Annotated in this window: 13 protein-coding genes; 4 read left to right on the top strand and 9 right to left on the bottom strand. The window is 42.4% G+C overall.

Annotated features, from left to right (window positions below; genetic code table 11):
* Nucleotides 1-10 precede the first annotated feature (10 nt).
* Both QE417_RS21345 and argS read right to left on the bottom strand, forming a co-directional pair.
* Nucleotides 11-3,031 carry a SusC/RagA family TonB-linked outer membrane protein gene (locus tag QE417_RS21345; protein WP_311953512.1) on the bottom strand — a complete coding sequence of 1,007 codons (3,021 nt, stop codon included), beginning with the start codon at nucleotides 3,029-3,031 and terminating at the stop codon, nucleotides 11-13.
* Nucleotides 3,032-3,328: 297 nt separating this feature from the next.
* Nucleotides 3,329-5,095, bottom strand: a complete 1,767-nt coding sequence (gene argS / locus QE417_RS21340; protein WP_311953510.1) for an arginine--tRNA ligase — start codon at nucleotides 5,093-5,095, stop codon at nucleotides 3,329-3,331.
* 89 nt (nucleotides 5,096-5,184) lie between these two features.
* Here argS and QE417_RS21335 point away from each other — a divergent pair, with 89 nt between their 5' ends.
* The gene (locus QE417_RS21335) at nucleotides 5,185-6,633 is read left to right on the top strand and encodes an arginine deiminase family protein (protein WP_311953508.1); all 1,449 of its coding nucleotides are present in this window, start codon (nucleotides 5,185-5,187) and stop codon (nucleotides 6,631-6,633) included.
* Between the two features lie 4 nt (nucleotides 6,634-6,637).
* On the opposite strand, the gene QE417_RS21330 is transcribed toward QE417_RS21335, so the two are convergent.
* Nucleotides 6,638-8,419 carry a chloride channel protein gene (locus QE417_RS21330; protein WP_311953505.1) on the bottom strand — a complete coding sequence of 594 codons (1,782 nt, stop codon included), beginning with the start codon at nucleotides 8,417-8,419 and terminating at the stop codon, nucleotides 6,638-6,640.
* A 61-nt stretch (nucleotides 8,420-8,480) separates the two neighbouring features.
* On the opposite strand from QE417_RS21330, the gene QE417_RS21325 reads away from it, so the two are divergent.
* From QE417_RS21325 to QE417_RS21315, 3 genes are all read left to right on the top strand, one after another.
* Nucleotides 8,481-9,659 (top strand): AIR synthase related protein, encoded by a 1,179-nt coding sequence (locus QE417_RS21325; RefSeq protein ID WP_311953503.1) that lies wholly within the window; start codon nucleotides 8,481-8,483, stop codon nucleotides 9,657-9,659.
* A gap of 5 nt (nucleotides 9,660-9,664) precedes the next feature.
* Nucleotides 9,665-10,366 (top strand): sterol desaturase family protein, encoded by a 702-nt coding sequence (locus QE417_RS21320; protein WP_311953501.1) that lies wholly within the window; start codon nucleotides 9,665-9,667, stop codon nucleotides 10,364-10,366.
* Between the two features lie 124 nt (nucleotides 10,367-10,490).
* Nucleotides 10,491-11,060 carry a DUF4251 domain-containing protein gene (locus tag QE417_RS21315; protein WP_311953498.1) on the top strand — a complete coding sequence of 190 codons (570 nt, stop codon included), beginning with the start codon at nucleotides 10,491-10,493 and terminating at the stop codon, nucleotides 11,058-11,060.
* Between the two features lie 57 nt (nucleotides 11,061-11,117).
* Here QE417_RS21315 and QE417_RS21310 read toward each other — a convergent pair whose 3' ends face one another.
* The 6 genes from QE417_RS21310 to QE417_RS21285 form a co-directional block, all read right to left on the bottom strand.
* A complete protein-coding gene (locus tag QE417_RS21310) occupies nucleotides 11,118-11,813 on the bottom strand; it encodes an arylesterase (RefSeq protein WP_311953495.1) in 696 nt (231 codons plus the stop codon).
* Nucleotides 11,814-11,825: 12 nt separating this feature from the next.
* Complete coding sequence (locus QE417_RS21305; RefSeq protein ID WP_311953492.1) at nucleotides 11,826-14,393, bottom strand: ABC transporter permease; 2,568 nt, start codon at nucleotides 14,391-14,393, stop codon at nucleotides 11,826-11,828.
* Nucleotides 14,393-15,079: an ABC transporter ATP-binding protein gene (locus QE417_RS21300; RefSeq protein WP_311953490.1), complete on the bottom strand. Its 687-nt coding sequence runs from the start codon at nucleotides 15,077-15,079 to the stop codon at nucleotides 14,393-14,395. The genes QE417_RS21305 and QE417_RS21300 overlap by 1 nt, the downstream gene beginning before the upstream one ends.
* Nucleotides 15,080-15,272: 193 nt before the next feature.
* Complete coding sequence (locus tag QE417_RS21295; RefSeq protein ID WP_311953487.1) at nucleotides 15,273-16,943, bottom strand: sodium:solute symporter family transporter; 1,671 nt, start codon at nucleotides 16,941-16,943, stop codon at nucleotides 15,273-15,275.
* Nucleotides 16,944-16,989: 46 nt separating this feature from the next.
* Complete coding sequence (gene xylA, locus QE417_RS21290) at nucleotides 16,990-18,318, bottom strand: xylose isomerase (RefSeq protein WP_311953484.1); 1,329 nt, start codon at nucleotides 18,316-18,318, stop codon at nucleotides 16,990-16,992.
* 91 nt (nucleotides 18,319-18,409) lie between these two features.
* Nucleotides 18,410-19,921 carry a xylulokinase gene (locus QE417_RS21285; RefSeq protein ID WP_311953480.1) on the bottom strand — a complete coding sequence of 504 codons (1,512 nt, stop codon included), beginning with the start codon at nucleotides 19,919-19,921 and terminating at the stop codon, nucleotides 18,410-18,412.
* Nucleotides 19,922-19,964 lie beyond the last annotated feature (43 nt).

Below are 19,964 nucleotides of genomic sequence, written 5' to 3'. Positions count from 1 at the left end.
TGGAATCAAATTAAAATTTAACGTTTATACCTAAAGTATATGTTCTTGGGTTAGGATAAAAGTTTAGGTTGTTACCTGTATTTTCTGGATCATCGCCTCTGTAGTTAGTAATTGTTGCAAGGTTTAATGCTTGAACAAAGATTGACGCTGATGATAATTTAACAGCATTTAAAACTGATTTTGGTAGAGTATAGTTTAAATCAATTTGTTTTAAACGAATATAAGATGCTTTTTCAACAAAACGACTTGATAAGAACTGCAAGCTTGCGCTGTTAGGCTCAGCATAATTGGTTGCATACGGACGTGGCACCCAGGTAACTTGACCAGGAGTTGTCCAGCGCTGTAACTGATTAACAGTTTGGTTGCTGGCCACTGCTCCTGAAGTTTCTACATATTGTTGTGATTGCAAATATGATGAGTTACCGTATTGATATTGGAACAATGCCGATAACGTTAAACCTTTGTAGCTGATAGTATTATCTAAACCACCATAGAATTTAGGTAATTGATTGCCAATAATTTTTTGATCGGCAGCTACAGGGTTATAAGTAATATTATCATTAGCATCATAATACATTGCACGACCATCTGCAGGGTTAACACCTGCCCAACGGTAGGTATAGATATTTTGCAATGAGCGGCCCACAGTATAAGTGTAAGTTTGAATTTGCTGTAAACCGTTTACTAATGATAACAATTTTGTACGGTTGAAAGCAATATTGAACTTTGTGCTCCATTTAAAATCTTTATGATCAATGTTAATGGTGCTTAAGTCGATATCAATACCTTCACTACGTGCCGAACCTGCATTTTGAGTGTAACTGGTATAGCCTGAGTCACCAGGTAAAGTTACACCTAAAATAAGGTCAGTATTTTTCTTACGATAAACACTTACCGAACCAGTGATCCTGTTACCAAATAAACCATAATCTAAACCTAAGTCAATAGCAGCAGATCTTTCCCATGTAAAATTAGGGTTTTCAAGCTGTGATGGTCTTAAACCACCAATTATACCAGGGTTACCATATTGACCACCGCTACCATAAAGATTTAATGCTGTAAAGTTATAATCGTTACCTGGCTGGCTACCCACAACACCGTAGCTAATACGAGGTTTTAACTGGCTGATAACATTATTATTTTTCAGGAAATCTTCTGCAGCTGCATCCCATCCGGCAGAGAAGCCATAGAACAGACCATATTTTTGGTTTGCACCAAAGCGAGATGAACCGTCATTACGAACGTTTGCAGTAAAAAGATATTTACCTTTATAATCATACTTTAACTGACCTAAGAAACCGGCAATTTTATAACCAGTAAAGGTTGACGAAGCTGCTGTTGGCACCGCGCCCTGGCTAACCAAGGTTAACAAAGGATTGGCAAAAGTTTGTGATGAAGCACCTAAAGTACGTTGAGTAACCGAACGGAATTCGAAACCACCGATCGCTGAAATGTTATGAACCTCATTAAACTTTTTGTTATAGGTAAATGTACCGCTAACATTATAGTTAATGTTTCTTCTGAAAGTTTCAGAACCAGAACCTAAAGAAGCCGCTGCTGCAGATAATGTAGACGGGCGATAGTTTAGATCGCGAATATCAGAAAACTCTAAACCACCAAAGGCTTTAAAAGCAAGCTCAGGTAAAATGTTGTAAACTAAAGCAAGGTTATCAACAGTTTGAAAAGTACCTGCTGACCTGATTTCCTGATTTAAGTTTTGAACACTGTTTTGCGTATTGATACCAACAAAATTTGTTGCGTTGAAAGTACCATCAGCATTGTAAATTGGATTTACCGGAGCAGTTAATAATGCTCCAGTAAAAGGTGTGTTGGTGAAGAAACCTGCATTTGTACCTGGACCAAACTGACCAGAACCACTCAAATTTAACGACGTTGAAATAAACAATTTATCGTTGATACGGTGATCTAAATTACCACGAACAGTACCTCTTTCAAAATTTGATTTGATAATAGTACCATTGGTTTTATTGTATGAACCCGAAATAAAGAATTTAGTTTTGGTATCACCACCACTAACTGACAGATCATACTGTCCAACTTTACCAGTTCTTTTTATGGCATCTATCCAGTCATAAGAAGGCACATCTGCAGTAGTAATTCTGTTGGCAGTATTTGCCTGAGCAATACCACGGGCAACGCCATCAGTATAACCTTGACGTAAGAATGAATTTACATAAGCCTCTCTTTGTAAAGTCATATACTCAGATCCGGTCAATAATGTATAGGGATTATACATTTGACTTCTACCAAACTGAGCAGAAGCAGAAAATACGGTTTTACCAGCTTTACCACGTTTTGTAGTAACAATTACAACACCGTTTGCAGCTAATGAACCGTAAATAGCTGATGAAGCCGCATCTTTCAAAATTTCGATCGATTCAATATCATCAGGGTTTATAGATGCTAAGGCATTAACAGACGTTTGTCCAGAAATACCACCAGAGCTTAATTGAACACCGTCAACAATGTACAGTGGTTGGGTAGTACCGTTAATTGTGGCAACACCACGGATGTTAACAGTTAAGCTACCACCAGGTTGACCGCTATTTGAAGTTACCTGAACACCAGCAGCACGACCTTGTAACGCGCGGTCAAAACTTTGAACCGGTTGATTTTCAAACTCAGAGCCCTTAATTGAAACAATTGAGCCTGTGACCTCACGTTTTTGTTGTACACCATAACCGGTCACCACGATCTCGCTTAATGTTTTATTATCCGATACGAGTTTTACATTGTAAACCGTACCAGAACCTAAAGAAACATTCTGAGTGGCATAACCCAGATAAGTGAATTGCAAAGAAGTAGCATTTGCAGGCACATTTAAAGCGAAGCTACCGTCAGCGCTGGTTTGTGTACCAATGCTTGAACCGGCAACCTTAACAGAAACCCCTGGTAAGGGCTGACCATCATCGGCGCTCGTAACAGCACCGGTGATTTTTTTGCTTTGAGCGTACAAGTTGCTCGAGGCAATAGTACACAAAGCAAGAAGAACAAGTAAAATTTTCTTCATTTGTTAATTGTTTGAGTTAATAAATAGTTTTCAAAAGTGAAAATTATGAATTCCAAACAATATTTCATAGCATTATTGAAGATTTTTTTAAAAAAAGTGCATTTTTTTAAAAAATGTAGAATTTAAAGCCCACTTTTATTAAAAATGGGGAAATTTGTGTAAGTAAATACACATATCTAATTTTTTTAAATGCAAAAAGCGTATCGCCTTCGCAACCCGCTTTCAATATTCCGTTTAAAAAACTTTTAGTAATATAAATGTGGCAATTAATCAGTACAAAATTTGCCAAATTTAATTTTACATCCTTTCCGGAACCTCAATTCCTAATAATTGCATACTTTTTGCAATAATATGTGCCGTTTTTTTCGACAAATCAGCTCTAAAAGCTTTCAAAACATCAGACTCAGCTTGCAGCACGGAGTGTTCGTGATAGAATTTGTTGTACGCTTTTGCCAGTTCGTAAACATAGTTTGCAACCGCCGCAGGATTATAATCTTTTGCAGCGAGGGCAATTACCTCCGGAAACTGTGATTGCAGTATAATCAGATCTCTTTCCTCGGCATGCAACACATCAGGCAAAACAATATTTGCCGCTGCATCCCCTACCCTGCCCAGTACCGATTTGATACGCGCATGCGTGTACTGAATAAACGGACCGGTATGACCTTGAAAATCTACCGATTCGTTAGGATCGAACAGTAAACGTTTTTTAGGATCAACCTTTAACAGGAAATATTTGAGTGCGCCCATACCTATTATATAATATAGGTGTGCTTTATCATCTTCGGCCAGGTCGGCGGTTTTGCCCAAAGCCTCGGTTTGTTCTTTGGCGGTGCGTTCCATCTCGGCAATCAGGTCGTCGGCATCAACTACGGTTCCCTCGCGCGATTTCATTTTGCCCGATGGCAGATCAACCATACCGTATGATAAATGGTATAAACCCTGCGCCCAGCTTTTGCCCAATTTTTGCAAAATAAGAAACAATACCTTAAAGTGATAGTCCTGTTCGTTACCTACCACGTATATCGATTCGTTCATGCCAAAATCGTTATACTTCAGTTGGGCAGTACCCAAATCCTGGGTTATATACACCGAAGTACCATCAGCACGAAGAACCAATTTTTGATCAAGGCCATCTTCGGTTAAATCAATCCACACCGAACCATCTTCCTTTTTAAAGAAAACGCCTTTTGACAAGCCTTCCTCAATAATATCTTTACCTAATAGATAGGTGTTGCTTTCGTAGTAGTATTTATCAAAGTCTACTCCCAGCTTTTTGTAAGTTTTGGCAAAGCCATCATAAACCCAGGTATTCATGGTTTTCCAAAGACTCATCACCTCTTCGTCGCCGGCTTCCCATTTTTGGAGCATTTGCTGGGCCTGCAATATTAAAGGTGCCTGCTTTTTGGCTTCTTCTTCGGTTTTACCTTCTTGTTTAAGCTGGTCTATCTGCTTTTTATATTCCTTATCAAAAACCACATAATATTTGCCTACCAAATGGTCGCCTTTCATTCCGGTTGATTCCGGAGTTTCGCCATCACCAAATAATTGCCAGGCCAGCATCGACTTACATATATGTATACCGCGGTCGTTAACCAGGTTAGTTTTAATTACCTCATACCCCGCTGCCTCTAAAATGGCCGCTACCGAATAGCCTAATAAATTATTACGCACGTGTCCCAGGTGCAATGGCTTGTTTGTGTTGGGCGATGAGTACTCAACCATTACCTTTTTACCATTGGCTGGTGCTACGCCAAAGCTTTCTTGATTAATAGTATCATTAAACAAAGCAAGCCAATAGCTATCGGCAATTGATATATTAAGAAACCCTTTGATGATATTGAAGCCTGCTACCTCGGCTACATTAGCTTGCAGGTATTCGCCAATTTCCTGCCCGGTTTGCTCGGGGCCTTTGCGCGAAAATTTGGTAAACGGAAAGGTTACTATCGTTATTTGCCCTTCAAACTCTTTGCGGGTTTGCTGCAGGTTAACATCTTGTGCGGTTATAGTTGTGTTATATAATTGCTGAACAGCTTGTACTGCGGCGTTGGTTATAAAGTCCATCTTGCAAAATTAATTAAATTGGCTTAACCTCATGCCTATAATTAAATTGATTAATAATTGAATAACTTTGATGCTACTGCCGAATACTTATGATACTACATTCCGATAAATTAAAACTTAGCGTTACTTCCGAAATTGGTCGTCTGCGGGCTTTATTAATTCACAGTCCTGATAGCGGTTTGGGCAAAGTGGTTCCCTCGAAAGCTCAGGATTGGTTATTTGAAGATATTGTGCACCTGGATACCATGCGCCGTAATGAGTATGATTATTATATAAAGCTGCTACTGTATTTTTTAGATCCTGGTAAAATACAAGGCAGGTTAACGGATATAGACACTACCGAAAACGACCGCAATTTTTACAAGCCCGACCATGCCGATTTTTATGCATCAGATAAAGTAATAGAAATACAAACCCTGCTGGCCGATATTTTAGAAGACCGGGTTATACGCGAAAAGCTTACGGCATCGGTTTGTGCTATTGAAACTTGTAACTATCGCTTACAGCAGCAACTCAACGAAATATCGCCGGTGGAGCTGGCCAAAATATTCATCTCCGGGTCTATAGACAAAGACCAGATGATTTTTGCGCCTATCCCAAATCTTATTTTTTCTCGCGATATTGGTATTACTATTAATAATTATATACTATTAAACAAACCAGCAAAAAAGGCACGTTCGCGCGAAACTTTATTAGCCCGTTACATACTGTTTAATCACCCCATTTTTGAAGCCTACCAAAACAATATTTTAGAGATAACCGAACCCATACAGCATTTTTTACGCCCCGGTAAAGACCAGGACGAGAAAACCACTTTGGAAGGTGGAGATGTAATGGTGGTTAGTCCAAACCATGTAATTATAGGTTGCAGCGAGCGTACATCGGTTAGCGGTGCGCACGAGGCCGTGAAATTACTGTTTGATAACAAAGTGGTTGAAAAAGTAACCATCCTTAAAATACCGCATAAGCGCGATTACATGCACATTGATACGGTGTTTACGCAGGTAAAGCGCAACACCTGGGTATTGTTAGGTTCGCTGGCTAAAGCCGAACTAAATAAAGACCTGCAAGACCCCATAACCTGGTTTGGCGACAAAAAGCAGAAAGATAAAACCGAGATCGTGCAGTTTAGCATTGGCAAGAATAAGCCACGCACTTTTGATAGTATTGAGGATTTGCTGAACGACGTTAGCGTTAACGATTTGCAAAGCAAAGAGAAAACCAACTTCATTTACTCGGGTAACAACACCTTCCCGTTTGATGCCCGCGAGCAATGGACAGATTCGTGCAACCTGCTGGCCCTGCGTGATGGTGTGGTTTTAGGCTATGACCGTAACGACAAAACCGTTGAAGCTTTTAAACAAAACGGGTTTACTATTATTAAGGTAGCCGATCTTTTACAGCAATTTGAATCGGGCACACTAAAACCGCATGATATGACCAACACGCTCATCCTCATGCCATCGTCTGAATTGTCGCGCGCACGGGGTGGCTTTCATTGCATGAGCCTGCCTTTGTTAAGGGATGATGTTTTGTAAAATACTATGAACGGGCAAACAGGTCGGCATCCTTATGTTGCTGTATAATTACCTGCCTGTACTGGTTTAACAAGCCCGATTTTGATACAAAGCCTATAAATTTGCCGTTTTGAATTACGGGCAGCTGCCATACGTCAAGGTTATCAAACACATTCATTACGCTGCTTACCGGCTGGTTATAACTTATGAGTGCCGGTGGGTTTACCATAATATCTTCAACCCTGGCATCGGGTTTATTGGCCTTAAATAACTGCTTGCGAATTTCGTCCATCCAAATTACGCCTTCCAATTCATTATTAGCATTGAGCACAGCAAATATATTGGCATTAGTGGCCGATAGTATGGTATACAATTCCGTAACCGGCATATCCCGTTTTAAGGCCGTGTACTCACGGTTAATTAATGTGTTAAGACTAATGGTATTCAACATACTGTAATCCTGATCGGGGTGAATATCTTTTTCGTGGATGAGTGTATGCCAGTAAGCATTGTGCGGATTAAACAAACGCGCAATAATGTACGAGATGGCCGATACCACCATCAGCGGAATAAACAGCAGATAGCCACCCGTAATTTCGGCGATCAAAAATATGGCAGTCAACGGGGCATGTAATACACCGCTTAAAGCACCGGCCATACCTACGGCTATAAAATTACTGGTGTTTAAATGTATCAACCCAGTTTGATTAACGCCATAGGCCAACAGCAAGCCTAAAAACGCGCCGGTAAACATGGTAGGTGCAAACGTACCGCCATTACCACCCGACCCTAATGTAATACCTGCGGCTATAATTTTAATTAATACCAGTGCGGCAATAAAAAGCAGCATCACCATAGGTTCCGAAAGCCAGTCGGCATATAACGATTCCTCTTTGAGCACATCAATATTACCGTTTAATATAGACTGCAAATAATGGTACCCCTCGCCCAATAAAGGCGGAAATAACAAAATTAGCACACCCAGCATTAACCCACCGGCAATGGCTCGTGTGTAGCGGTTATACTTTAATAGTATGCCTTTCTCCAACCCGTGCCCTACCTTATTAATATATACGGCAATTAACCCGCTTAAAACACCCAGTACTACATAAAAGGGCAAAGCTTGCACCAGCCACCCCTCGGTAACCAGGTGAAACAGTTGCTGCGAGTTTAATAACTTAGCCACTACCACTCCCGTAGCCGATGCTATGAGCAATGGAATAAACGTAGGGATGGTAATTTCACCCAGTAATATCTCCAACGCAAAAAGCACCCCGGCAATGGGGCTGTTAAAAACCGCCGCAATACCCGCAGCCGAACCAGCGGCAAGCAATACCTTTTTTTCGTAAGCACTGAGTTTAAAAAAACGGCCGGCGTTTGAGCCAATGGCCGCACCTGTTACCACAATAGGAGCCTCCAAACCCGATGAACCGCCAAAGCCAACCGTTAACGAACTGCTTATTAAATGCGCGTAAGCATTATCGGGCGGAATGTTGCCATGGTTACGCTTTATGTTCATAAGGATGTTGCCTATACCCTTTTGCATTTTATCACGGTTAATTAAATGCTGGTAAGCAACGGTTGCCAATATGCCCAAAGCGGGCAATAGCAAATAACTGTAATGATAGGGCACCTGCAAAGCCATGCTACGGCTCAGTTCTTCCATAAAATGCACCAAATACTTTAGCACAACTGACGCAAGGCCAGCTACTAAACCAACTAATACACTGCAATAAATTAAAAAATTACGTTGCGTAGGCTGACGCGTACGCCACTGGTTTATTAAAATGAGCAGTTTTTTTATCATAGTTATGTATGCGATGCAAGCAAAGTAACAAAATTTAAAGCCCGAAGCCGTATATTTGGCCATGATTTCTGAGCAAAGATACGATCAGCGGGGGGTATCGGCCTCTAAAGACGATGTGCATCAGGCCATCAAAAACATTGATAAAGGCCTTTACCCTAAAGCTTTCTGCAAAATAATACCCGATATATTAACCAACGACCCGGCGTACTGTAATATTATGCACGCCGATGGTGCCGGCACCAAATCATCATTGGCTTATGTGTACTGGAAACAAACCGGCGACCTTTCGGTTTGGCGCGGTATTGCCCAGGACGCCATTATTATGAATCTTGATGATCTGCTTTGCGTTGGCGCTACCGATAATATCCTGTTGTCTTCAACCATAGGCCGTAACAAAAACCTGATACCCGGTGAGGTTATTGCCGCTATTATTAACGGTACCGAAGAAATTTTAGAAGAGCTGCGCAGTTACGGCATAGGCATTTACTCAACCGGTGGCGAAACCGCCGATGTGGGCGATTTGGTACGTACCGTAATTGTTGATTCGACCGTTACCTGCCGTTTAAAACGTGAGGATGTAGTTTCAAACCATCGTATTAAACCCGGAAATGTGATTGTAGGTATGGCCTCATACGGTCAGGCCACTTACGAAAAGGAATATAACGGCGGCATGGGCTCAAACGGGTTAACCTCGGCCCGTCATGATGTGTTTAATAAAACTGTGGCCCAGCAATTTCCTGAAAGCTTTGACCCGGCCGTGCCCGAAAGCCTGGTATTTTCGGGCGGTAAAAACCTTACCGACCTGATTGATATTGGCAACGGAAAAACTGTTACCGCCGGTAAACTGGTATTATCGCCAACCCGCACCTACGCACCGGTAATTAAAGCAATTTTAGATAAATATCGCAACCAAATTGATGGCATGGTGCATTGCAGCGGCGGCGCGCAAACCAAAGTATTACACTTTGTTGATGATGTGCATGTGGTTAAAGATAACCTTTTCCCTATCCCACCGCTGTTTAAACTTATTCAGCAGGAATCGGGCACTGATTGGCAGGAAATGTACAAGGTATTTAACATGGGCCACCGTATGGAAGTATACGTGCCCGAAGAAATTGCCGCAGATATTATCAGCATAACCCAAAGCTTTGGCATAGAGGCCCAAATTATTGGCCGTGTTGAAGAAGGCAAAAAACAGGTAACCGTTAAATCGGAATTTGGCGAGTTTGTTTATAACTAACCGATGTGCATATTTTAAACTTTTTGCACCAGCAAACCGATACCAGTTTATGGCTTATTTTTTTAGCCGAAAATTTACTGGTATCGGTTTCTTCGTTATTACTGGGGGCATTAATTCTTAAATTCAGCAAAATTTCATCACCCCAAACCACCTTACAAGAATACAGGCTATTCATCATAACCAACCTAATTAATACCATAATAACCTATGCAGGCTTTAAGCTGTGTCAATACGGTTTTATTAGCTTTAGCTTCGGCTTCTCCTACCTTATTATTCCGCATTTTGTATTGCTGTTTTTAGCAATGGATCTGGCCATGTATGTTTTTCATTATGCCATTCACCATTCATTTATTTACAACGCAATTCACAAACTTCATCATCAATATCATAACCCCTCGCCAATTGATCTGTATGTTCTGCATCCCATTGAAACATTAGGATTTGGCTCGCTATGGTTAATCATACTTAGCTTATACAATTTCAATTTCCCGGCAGTAATTATTTACCTGGCTGCTAATGTGCTATTTGGCATAATAGGGCATTTGGGTTTTGAGCCACTGCCCGCCCGCATCAGGAATACACTACCGTTTAAGCTTTTAGGTACATCTACCTTTCATCATAACCACCATACTGATGTAGAGCACAACTTTGGCTTTTACACCATAATATGGGATAAGTTGTTAGGCACTTATAAAAAACAGGACTAACAAAAATTAAAGCGGCCATTAAACCGGGCAGCTTTTTTTAGGTCTACTATACTGATTGTCAAACAATATACCGACATTGATACTTATCAATTCAACCTATTGTTTATCTAAATTATTTACCCTTATGAAAAGTTTCAAATACTTACTTGTGCTGGCTGGCATGCTTACCTATGGTGCATTTGCTATGGCTCAAACCCAGGATTCTACTAAAAAAGAGCCTCACAAAGACCGCAAAGCCATGAAGGCCGAGGAGGTTAAAAAACTGCTTGATAGTAAAGCGTATATTTTTAAAGCCCAGTTTGCCGATCCGCTTGGCGGCACCATGACCACACTTAACGGTCGCTTTTTTAACCTGGCGCCTGATGGTTCGGGGCGTATATATTTGAATTACCCTTATGATGTACGCATTAAACCCGACTCGGTAATTTCATTTTTGCCTTATTTTGGCCGCGTAACTATGGCTGCCGGGTACGGCACCAACACCGATAATGGTATTCAATTTACCTCAACCAAGTTTGGCTATGAGAGTAAAACCAACAAAAAGGGAAGTACCACCATTGTAATTACGCCAAAGGATGCCCGTTATACCAACAAAATGATATTGGATGTAAGTACCAGCGGCTATGCTACCTTACAGGTTATAAGTAATAATAAAAACGCCATATCTTATTCGGGCTATGTTGATGAAAAGTAATCTTCAATGTATACTATAAAAACGCCGCTGTTCTTAATTTGAACAGCGGCGTTTGTGTTATAATACTCCTTCTAAAACCTTCCACACGTTATCGGCTACAATTTTTGCGCCTTCGGGGGTTGGGTGTATACCATCGTCCTGGTTTAATTTGGCAACGCCCCCTACTCCATCCAATAAAAAGGGAATGAGAATCATATTGTTCTTTTGAGCCAGTTTAGGGAAGATATTTTTGAAGCCATTGGTATAATCGGCACCCATGCTTGGCGGCATTTGCATGCCTGCTATTACCAGTTTAGCTTCGGGATATTTAGCTTTTACCTTGTCAATAATAAATTGCAGGTTACGGGTAGTTTCGCTTACCGGGGTTCCGCGCAGGCCGTCGTTTGCGCCAAGTTCGAGCACAAATATGTCAACTTTTTGCTTCAACACCCAATCAATGCGTGCACGCCCGCCGGCGCTTGTTTCGCCGCTGTTGCCTGCGTTTACCACAGTATAATGCAGTTTAGCATCATTTATTTTCTGCTGAATAACGCTTGGGTACGAGTCGGTTGCAGGGTCATCTAAACCATGCCCTGCGGTAAGGCTATCGCCAAAAAACAACACAACTTTATTGGGCTTATTGTCTGGCTCCTGTGCAGCGGTATCGGCAGCACCTCTGGTATCAGTATTTTCCTGGCGGGTATTACTTTCGCAAGCTGTAAAGCTTAGCAAGCCCAAGGCCATTAAAAAGGTTATAAACCTGTATTTTATCATGATAATATGCAATTATGTATCTGAACGCAAAACCTCCAGCGGCGGGCGGTTAAGCACGCCACGGCTGTTTAACAATCCGATTGCAATTGTTAAGCCAACTGTTATTCCGAACAGGATTACAGCTGGTAAAAAATTAACATCAAACGGTACATCAAATGTGTATTTAGCCAAAAGCCAGCCTCCGGCTACCGCCAGCAAAATACCGGTTAATGATGATAAGGCGCCTAAAAACAAATATTCTAAAGCCGAGATCCATAATATTTGCCTGCGGCTGCCACCCAGTGTACGCAACAACACACTCTCTTTAATGCGCTGATATTTGCTGATACGCACCGAAGCAATAAGAACAATTATGCCAGTAGCAATGCTGAAACCGCTCATAAAACGAATAACGTAGCCTATTTTGTTCAGTATTTCGTCTAACACGGTAAGCACCAGTCCTAAATCAACTATTGATACATTTGGGTACTTGCTAACCACCGCACTCTGAAACTTGGCCGAAACTTCGGTTGATGGTACGTGCGTAAGCAACACATGAAACTGCGGCGCCTGCTCTAATACCCCGGTTGGAAATACCACCTGGAAATTAGTTTGTAAGCGGTTCCAGTTCACCTTGCGCATGTTGGCTACGAAGGTATTAATGAGCGTTCCCTGTACATTAAAAGTTACTTTATCATTGAGCTTTAAATTGAGTCGGTTTGCCATGCGCTCATCAACCGAAACCGGGATCACCTGGGCGTTACCCGCCTCTCCTATCCACTTGCCTGAGGCTATTTTTTCGGAGGATATGAGTTTATCACGATAGGTTACACGGTACTCATAACCAAAAGCACGTCGTTTATCATCATAGGTGCTGTCTTTAGGCAATGTGGCAGCAGTTTTACCATTAATTTTATCAATGCGGATAGTTACAATGGGCACCTGCTGAATAACCGGCATTTTATACTGATCGGTTATATCAACCACACCCTTTTCCTGCGCGGTTTGAATATCGAATAAGATCATGTTAGGCTGGTTGCCACTGGCCGATAGGGTAACCTGTTTAATAAGCAAGCTCTGCACAAATATAAGCAGGCAAATAAACGCTGTACTTAATCCTATAGAAACCATGAGAATAATAGTTTGGTTATTAGGCCTGTACAAATTGGCAAAGCCCTGCCGTACCAGGTAACTCCATGATGCCTTCATAACCAGGCGCATTACACGCATTAGCAATATGGCGGTGAAGGTGAGTATCAGGAACGCGATAAGAATAGCCACAGTAAACGCAGCGCTGCCTTGCCAGCTACCCAGTTGCAAATAACTGAACCCTGCCATAAAGCCGAGTATGAGCAGGTATACCAGCCATCTTAAAGGATCGCGGTTTGTTTTGGCATTTTCGAATGCCGAACGCAGGGTGTTTAAGGGCGATATATTACGAATGCTGATCAATGGCAACAGGGCAAACAATACCGATATGATTACTCCAAGCACCACGCCCTGCCCCAACGCTAACCACGATACCGTTACCGATACATCGAACGGGATAAAATCTTTTAATACGATTGGCAGTAACTGCTGTACAGCCGTGCCCAATGCGGCCCCAACGACCGAACCAATTAACCCAAGCCCTGCAATTTGTATCAGGAATATTAAAAATGCCTCAGAGGCTTTAATACCCAAACAGCGCAATATGGCAATGGATGCCACTTTTTCGCGCACGTAAATTTGTGTGGCACTGGCAACGCCAATACAGCCAAGCAATAAGGCTACAAAGCCCACCAATGATAAAAAGCGGTTTAAATCGCCAAATACACGGCCGGTATTTTCTTTACGGGTTTGGATGGTTTCGTAATGCAGGTTCGCTTTATCCAACTGCTGCTTATCGAGCTGGGCAGCCAGTGTATCAACATTGGTTTTGCTATTGAATTTGTAGTAATAATTATAGTTAAGGCGGCTACCCTTGTCAACCAAACCGGTTTCTTCAAGATATTGCAACGGTATATAAACTACCGGTGCGATACCGGCCGCTAACCCGCTTTGGCCGGGCGCCTGTTTAAGTACACCCGCTACGGCAAATGTAAGTTTGCCAATCTTCACCGAATCGTTTATACGGGCATTAAACTGCTCCATTAACGAGGCATCAATTAAAGCATACCTGCCTTTTCTAAAATTATGAGATGCTTGCGCCGGGACGGTTTCAATGCTGCCATAATATGGATAACCACCTTGCAGCGCACGAATTTGTACCAGCCGGGTTGATTTGCTTTTGGTAAAAAGCACCATCGATGCAAAGTTGCGTTCCTGCGAGCGCTCGCTCCCCAACGTATCGAGCAACTTTTGCAATTTGCCTTCGGGCGCATGGTTGCCCGATATAACTAAATCGGCTCCAACCAGCGTTGCGGCCTGGTTATCAATATCGGCGCGCAGGTTATAGCCAAACGAATAAATAGCCACCAGCGCAGCTATTCCTAATATAATAGACGATACAAAGAGGAACAGCCTCGAACGATTGCGACGGCTATCGCGCCAGGCCATTTTAAACAGCCATCCCAGTTTTACCGAGCGGTTTAAGTTAACAGGTTCTTGCATGTGGTTCATCAGGCGGTAGTTTTTTCGTCCGACACCAGTTTGCCGCCTTTTATACGCAATATACGTCCTGTTTTACCGGCCAATTCTAAGTCATGCGTAACCACTACCAGCGTGGTACCTGCATCCTGGTTAAGGTCAAATAAAAGCTTTTGCACACGTTCGCCGGTTTCGGCATCAAGGTTACCGGTGGGTTCATCGGCAAATAATATTTTAGGCTGATTAGAGAACGCACGTGCAATGGATACCCTTTGCTGCTCGCCTCCCGAAAGTTGTGTAGGATAATGGTGGCTACGGCTGGCTAAACCCACTTTATCCAGCAAGTCCATAGCCCGCGCTTTAATGTTACGCTCGCCACGTAATTCAAGAGGTACCATTACATTCTCTAAAGCGGTAAGGGTTGGCAATAATTGAAAATTCTGGAATATGAACCCTACAAACTGGTTACGTACCTGTGCACGTTTGTCTTCGCTTAACGTATTCAGGTTGATACCGTTTAGGGTTACGCTTCCACCGCTCGAGCGGTCGAGTCCGGCGCACAAACCCAGCAGCGTTGTTTTACCACTGCCCGAGGGGCCTACTATGGCATTGCTCGATCCGGTTTCAATTGCAAAGTTAACATCATCGAGCACGGTAAGCGTTTTGCCTGCACTGCCGTAACTCTTGCTCAGGTTGTGTATGTCGAGAATAGTTTCCACTAATTATGTTTGTTTTAGTTTTAGATAGGGCATTGTGATATTAGTTACAACATTAATCACGCTATGTTTCTTCATGACACTTAAAATACAATTTAATAAGGACTAATCGATAAGTCAGCCTCAAATAAGGCCAATAAAAAAGCGGCAACCTTATGGGCTGCCGCTTTCATATTAAAGATCTACATTTTGTTTATTACCAAAGTAAAGAATATAATGCTACCAGTATACCTACAATTAGTAATGAACCTATAGCAAAAGATTTTGATGTTTTGAACATGCTGGTATCTACATCCAAACCATTGGTTTTAACACCACGGGCGTTTTCGATAGTACTGATGATCCACATACCAATAATACAGATGATGAATACAAAGCCCATACGGTCAAGGAATGGGATTTCGTATCTGTGGCTGTCTTTACCAATTACTGCAAAACCGCTTGAGTACAGGAATGATAAATCAACATATTTAGGCAGGAACTTGAATATTACCGAGAAAATAAAGCCCCCGATCGTAGCAAACAAGGCTGCATTTGAAGTTGCTTTTTTCCAGAAGAAGCCCAAAATAAACATGGCAAAGATACCCGGAGATACAAAGCCTGTGTATTCCTGAATAAAGGTAAAACCGCCTTTTTTATCGATACCTAAAAACGGAGAGATAACCACACCTAATATCATAGCTACTACTACGGTAATTTTACCTACCGATACCAGTTTATAATCAGGAGTTTCGGGTTTTAACTTTTTAAAGATGTCTAAAGTAAAGATAGTGGCAATACTGTTAGCCTTACCTGCCAATGATGCAACCACTGCAGCAGTTAACGCAGCAAACGAAAGCCCTTTAAAGCCGGCAGGAAGCAGGTTTAATAAAATTGGATAAGCGTTATCGGCATTTTCAGCTAATCTTGCGTGGTCACCTGCATCAAACACATTGTCTTTATACAAAACATAAGCTGCGATACCAGGCAATACCACGATCAAAGGCATCATTAACTTTAAAAATGCGGCGAACAAGATACCGTTACGGGCGGTTTTAAGATTTGCACCTAAAGCACGCTGTGTAATGTATTGGTTACAGCCCCAGTAGTTTAAGTTTACTATCCACATACCACCTAACAATACGGTTAAGCCAGGTAAATCAATAAAGCTTGGGTTATCTTTCTTCAATATCATATGGAAGTGATCGTTAGCCTTTTCGCTCATGATCTTCAATCCATTTAATACGCCTGTTGAACCACTGTGTTCGGCCACAAGGCTAACAGCAATATAGGTAGTTACCAAACCGCCCAGTATCAAAAAGAATACCTGGATAACATCGGTAAAACCAATTACCTTCATACCACCTAAGGTGATTATGACGGCAAAAAAAGCCAAACCAATTAAACAAACCGTAAAGTTAATTCCGGAGATACCGTTAACGGCAATAGCACCCAGGTATAAAATTGAGGTAAGGTTAACTATTACGTAAAGTAGCAACCAAAATACCGCCATAATCATGGCAACGGTGCTATTGTAACGTTGGTGCAGGAACTGCGGCATGGTAAAAATTTTATTCCGTAAGTAAACCGGAATAAAGAATATGGCCACAATTACCAGGGTAATGGCTGCCATCCACTCGTAGGCCGATACGGCCAAGCCCATGGTAAAGCCGTTACCACTCATGGCAACGAACTGCTCTGCCGAAATATTGGAAGCAATTAGCGATGAACCTATTGCCCACCAGGTTAACGAGCCTTCGGCTAAGAAATAATCTTTAGAGGTAGCGTCGGCATTGCGTTTGCGACGATACACCCATAAGCCATAAACGGCCACAATAACAAAGTAGACTGCGAATACGATCCAATCTCCTGCGATTAACTCTTTCATTTTTTAATATATACTTGGTTTTGGTTTTAACTGGCAACAAGTATACTTAAATAAACCTGTTAATCAAATTTTCGAGGTACTCCTGTTTTCCACTAATAGTGGCAGGTTCGCCGTTATCGATTGCATAGGCTCTCAGGTCTTCCAACGTTAATTTTCCCTCTTCAAACTCTTTGCCTTTTCCCGCATCAAACGATGAATAACGCTCGGCGCGGATCTTTTTGTAATCAGATTTTTGCAAAATATTGTCGGCAATTATTAACGCACGGGCAAAAATATCGGCTCCGCCAACGTGTGCGTAGAACAAATCGGCCGGGTCGGTTGAGTTACGGCGTATCTTTGCGTCAAAGTTAATACCACCACCTTGCAAACCGCCGGCTTGCAATAATACCATCATATACTCGGTAACTTCGGTAATATCATTCGGGAACTGGTCGGTATCCCAGCCATTTTGATAATCGCCGCGGTTGGCATCTAACGAACCCAATAATCCGGCATCGGCAGCTACCTGCATTTCGTGGGCAAAAGTGTGCCCGGCCAAGGTGGCATGGTTCACCTCAAGGTTCAATTTAAAATCGTTCAGCAGATCGTATTTTTGTAAGAAGCCTAATACGGTAGCCGCATCATAATCATACTGGTGCTTGCTTGGCTCACATGGTTTTGGCTCGATGAAGAACGTACCGGTAAAACCGTTTCTGCGGGCATAATCTTTTGATGCATGTAAAAACTTAGCCAAATGCTCCTGCTCGCGTTTCATGTCGGTATTCAGCAAACTCATGTAACCTTCGCGACCGCCCCAGAATACATAGTTTTCGCCACCTAAGGCAATAGTAGCATCCAAAGCAGCTTTAACTTGCGCTGCACCATGTGCTAAAACGTGAAAATCGGGATTGGTTGAAGCACCGTTCATGTAACGCTTGTGCGAAAACAGGTTAGCGGTTCCCCATAAAAGTTTAACACCGCTGGCTGCTTGTTTTTCTTTAGCATAATCAACCAAAGCCTGTAAACGGCGGTCGTTTTCGTTAATGTCGTTACCGTAATCAACTACGTCAACATCATGAAAACAATAGTAAGGTAAGCCCAGTTTGGTAAAAAACTCAAACGCGGCATCCATTTTATCTTTAGCACGTTCAACGGCGTCGGCTTTCTCATCCCAGGCAAAATTGTGGGTTGCGCCGCCAAACGGATCGCTGCCATTACCATTAAAAGAATGCCAGTAAGAAACGGCAAACTTTAAATGTTCTTTCAAGGTTTTTCCGGCTACCACACGGTTTTCATCGTACCAACGGTAAGCTAACGGGTTATCACTCTCCGGGCCTTCAAATTTAATTTGGCCTATGCCTTTAAAATACTCTCTGTCTCCTGTTAATATGCTCATAAGTTTTTTGATTTCGGATATCGAATTTTGAATCTATTTAATCGATTGTGTTAATTTATAATTTATTGAACCTGTTTATTAGCTCTGTATTCTATTTTCCAACTTCTTCTTCAATGGCGGTTTCTGCAATAAGCTGCTTGTCAAGTAACACCTTCCACTCTTGGTACACCTCTTCAATATTGCTGTTTGGGTTTGGCTCTATCACCTGTAGTTTTTCCATGCCTTTAAACGCTTCGGCCGGCGATGCAAATACCCCTGCGCCAATACCGGCACCCAAGGCCGCACCCACGCTGCCATCGTTATTGTAAAGTTCAACGGGTACGCCGGTTACGTTTACAAAGGTTTCGGCAAATAAATCGCTCAGGAACAAGTTGGCTTTGCCCGCACGTATAACCGTAGGGTTCATATCGTTACTGCGCATAATATCTAACCCATAACGGAACGCACAGGCTATACCCTCCTGCACCGCACGGAAAATGTGCGAACGCTCGTGCAGGTTAAGATCTATATGATGAAAATGTACCCCAACCAGTTTGTTGTTCAGCATGCGCTCGGCACCGTTACCAAAAGGCAAAATGCGCAAGCCGCTGCTACCTTCAGGAGCCTGTTTAGCCAAATTGTTCATGTCGGCATAACCAATGTTAGAGCCGAATAGGTTTTTAGCCCAGCGGTTAAGGCTGCCCGTTCCGTTTATGCATAAAAGTACACCCAAACGTTGCCTTACCTGGCTGTAGTTCACATGAGCAAAAGTATTCACGCGCGATTGCGGGTCGTAGGTCAATTGATCGCTCACGCCATATATTACACCCGAAGTACCTGCCGTAGCGGCCACTTCGCCGGGGTTAAGTACGTTTAACGAGAGCGCATTGTTAGGCTGATCGCCCGCCTTGTAAGCCACGGGTATACCTGCTTTTAACTGCAGTTGTGCAGCTATGTCAGCTTTCAATTCGCCATGTGATGAAAACAAGGGTTTCACATCAGGGATTACCTGCTCATCAAACCCAAAGAATTTCATTACGTCTTTAGACAGGCATTCTTCCTTAAAATCATAGAACACCCCTTCGGATAAGGCCGATACCGATGTGGTAATTGCACCAGTTAGCTTCATGGCAATAAAATCGCCGGGCAGCATAATTTTATCGATCTTTTCGTAAAGCTCTGGCTCGTTTTGTTTTACCCAGGCTAACTTGGCTGCGGTAAAATTTCCGGGCGAGTTTAACAGATGCGACAGGCTTCGCTCCTCACCTATGGCTTCAAAAGCTTTGTCGCCATATTCTACGGCGCGGCTATCACACCAAATAATACTGTTGCGTAATACTTGCTGATTTTTATCAACCAATACCAAGCCGTGCATTTGGTAGGCTATTCCAACGGCGGCAATATCCTGCGGATTATACTTACCCGTGGCATGGCACATTTTAATAGCCTGCTGGGCCTGCTCCCACCACATTTCGGGGTCTTGCTCGGCCCAACCTAACTTTAACGATATAATGGGCGATTCGGTATCGGGGTATTGGGCCGATGCCAAAGCTTTTTGCGATGCAGCATCAACCACCGACACCTTTACCGATGATGTACCTATATCAATACCTAATAATAACATGCGTTTGTTTATAATTTAAGCTCGAGGACCAGCGATTTAAAGT

Source organism: Mucilaginibacter terrae (assembly GCF_031951985.1).
Classification (GTDB): domain Bacteria; phylum Bacteroidota; class Bacteroidia; order Sphingobacteriales; family Sphingobacteriaceae; genus Mucilaginibacter; species Mucilaginibacter terrae_A.
The sequence above is the reverse complement of the archived record's forward strand: the minus strand, read 5'-3'. Positions and strand labels throughout refer to the sequence as shown.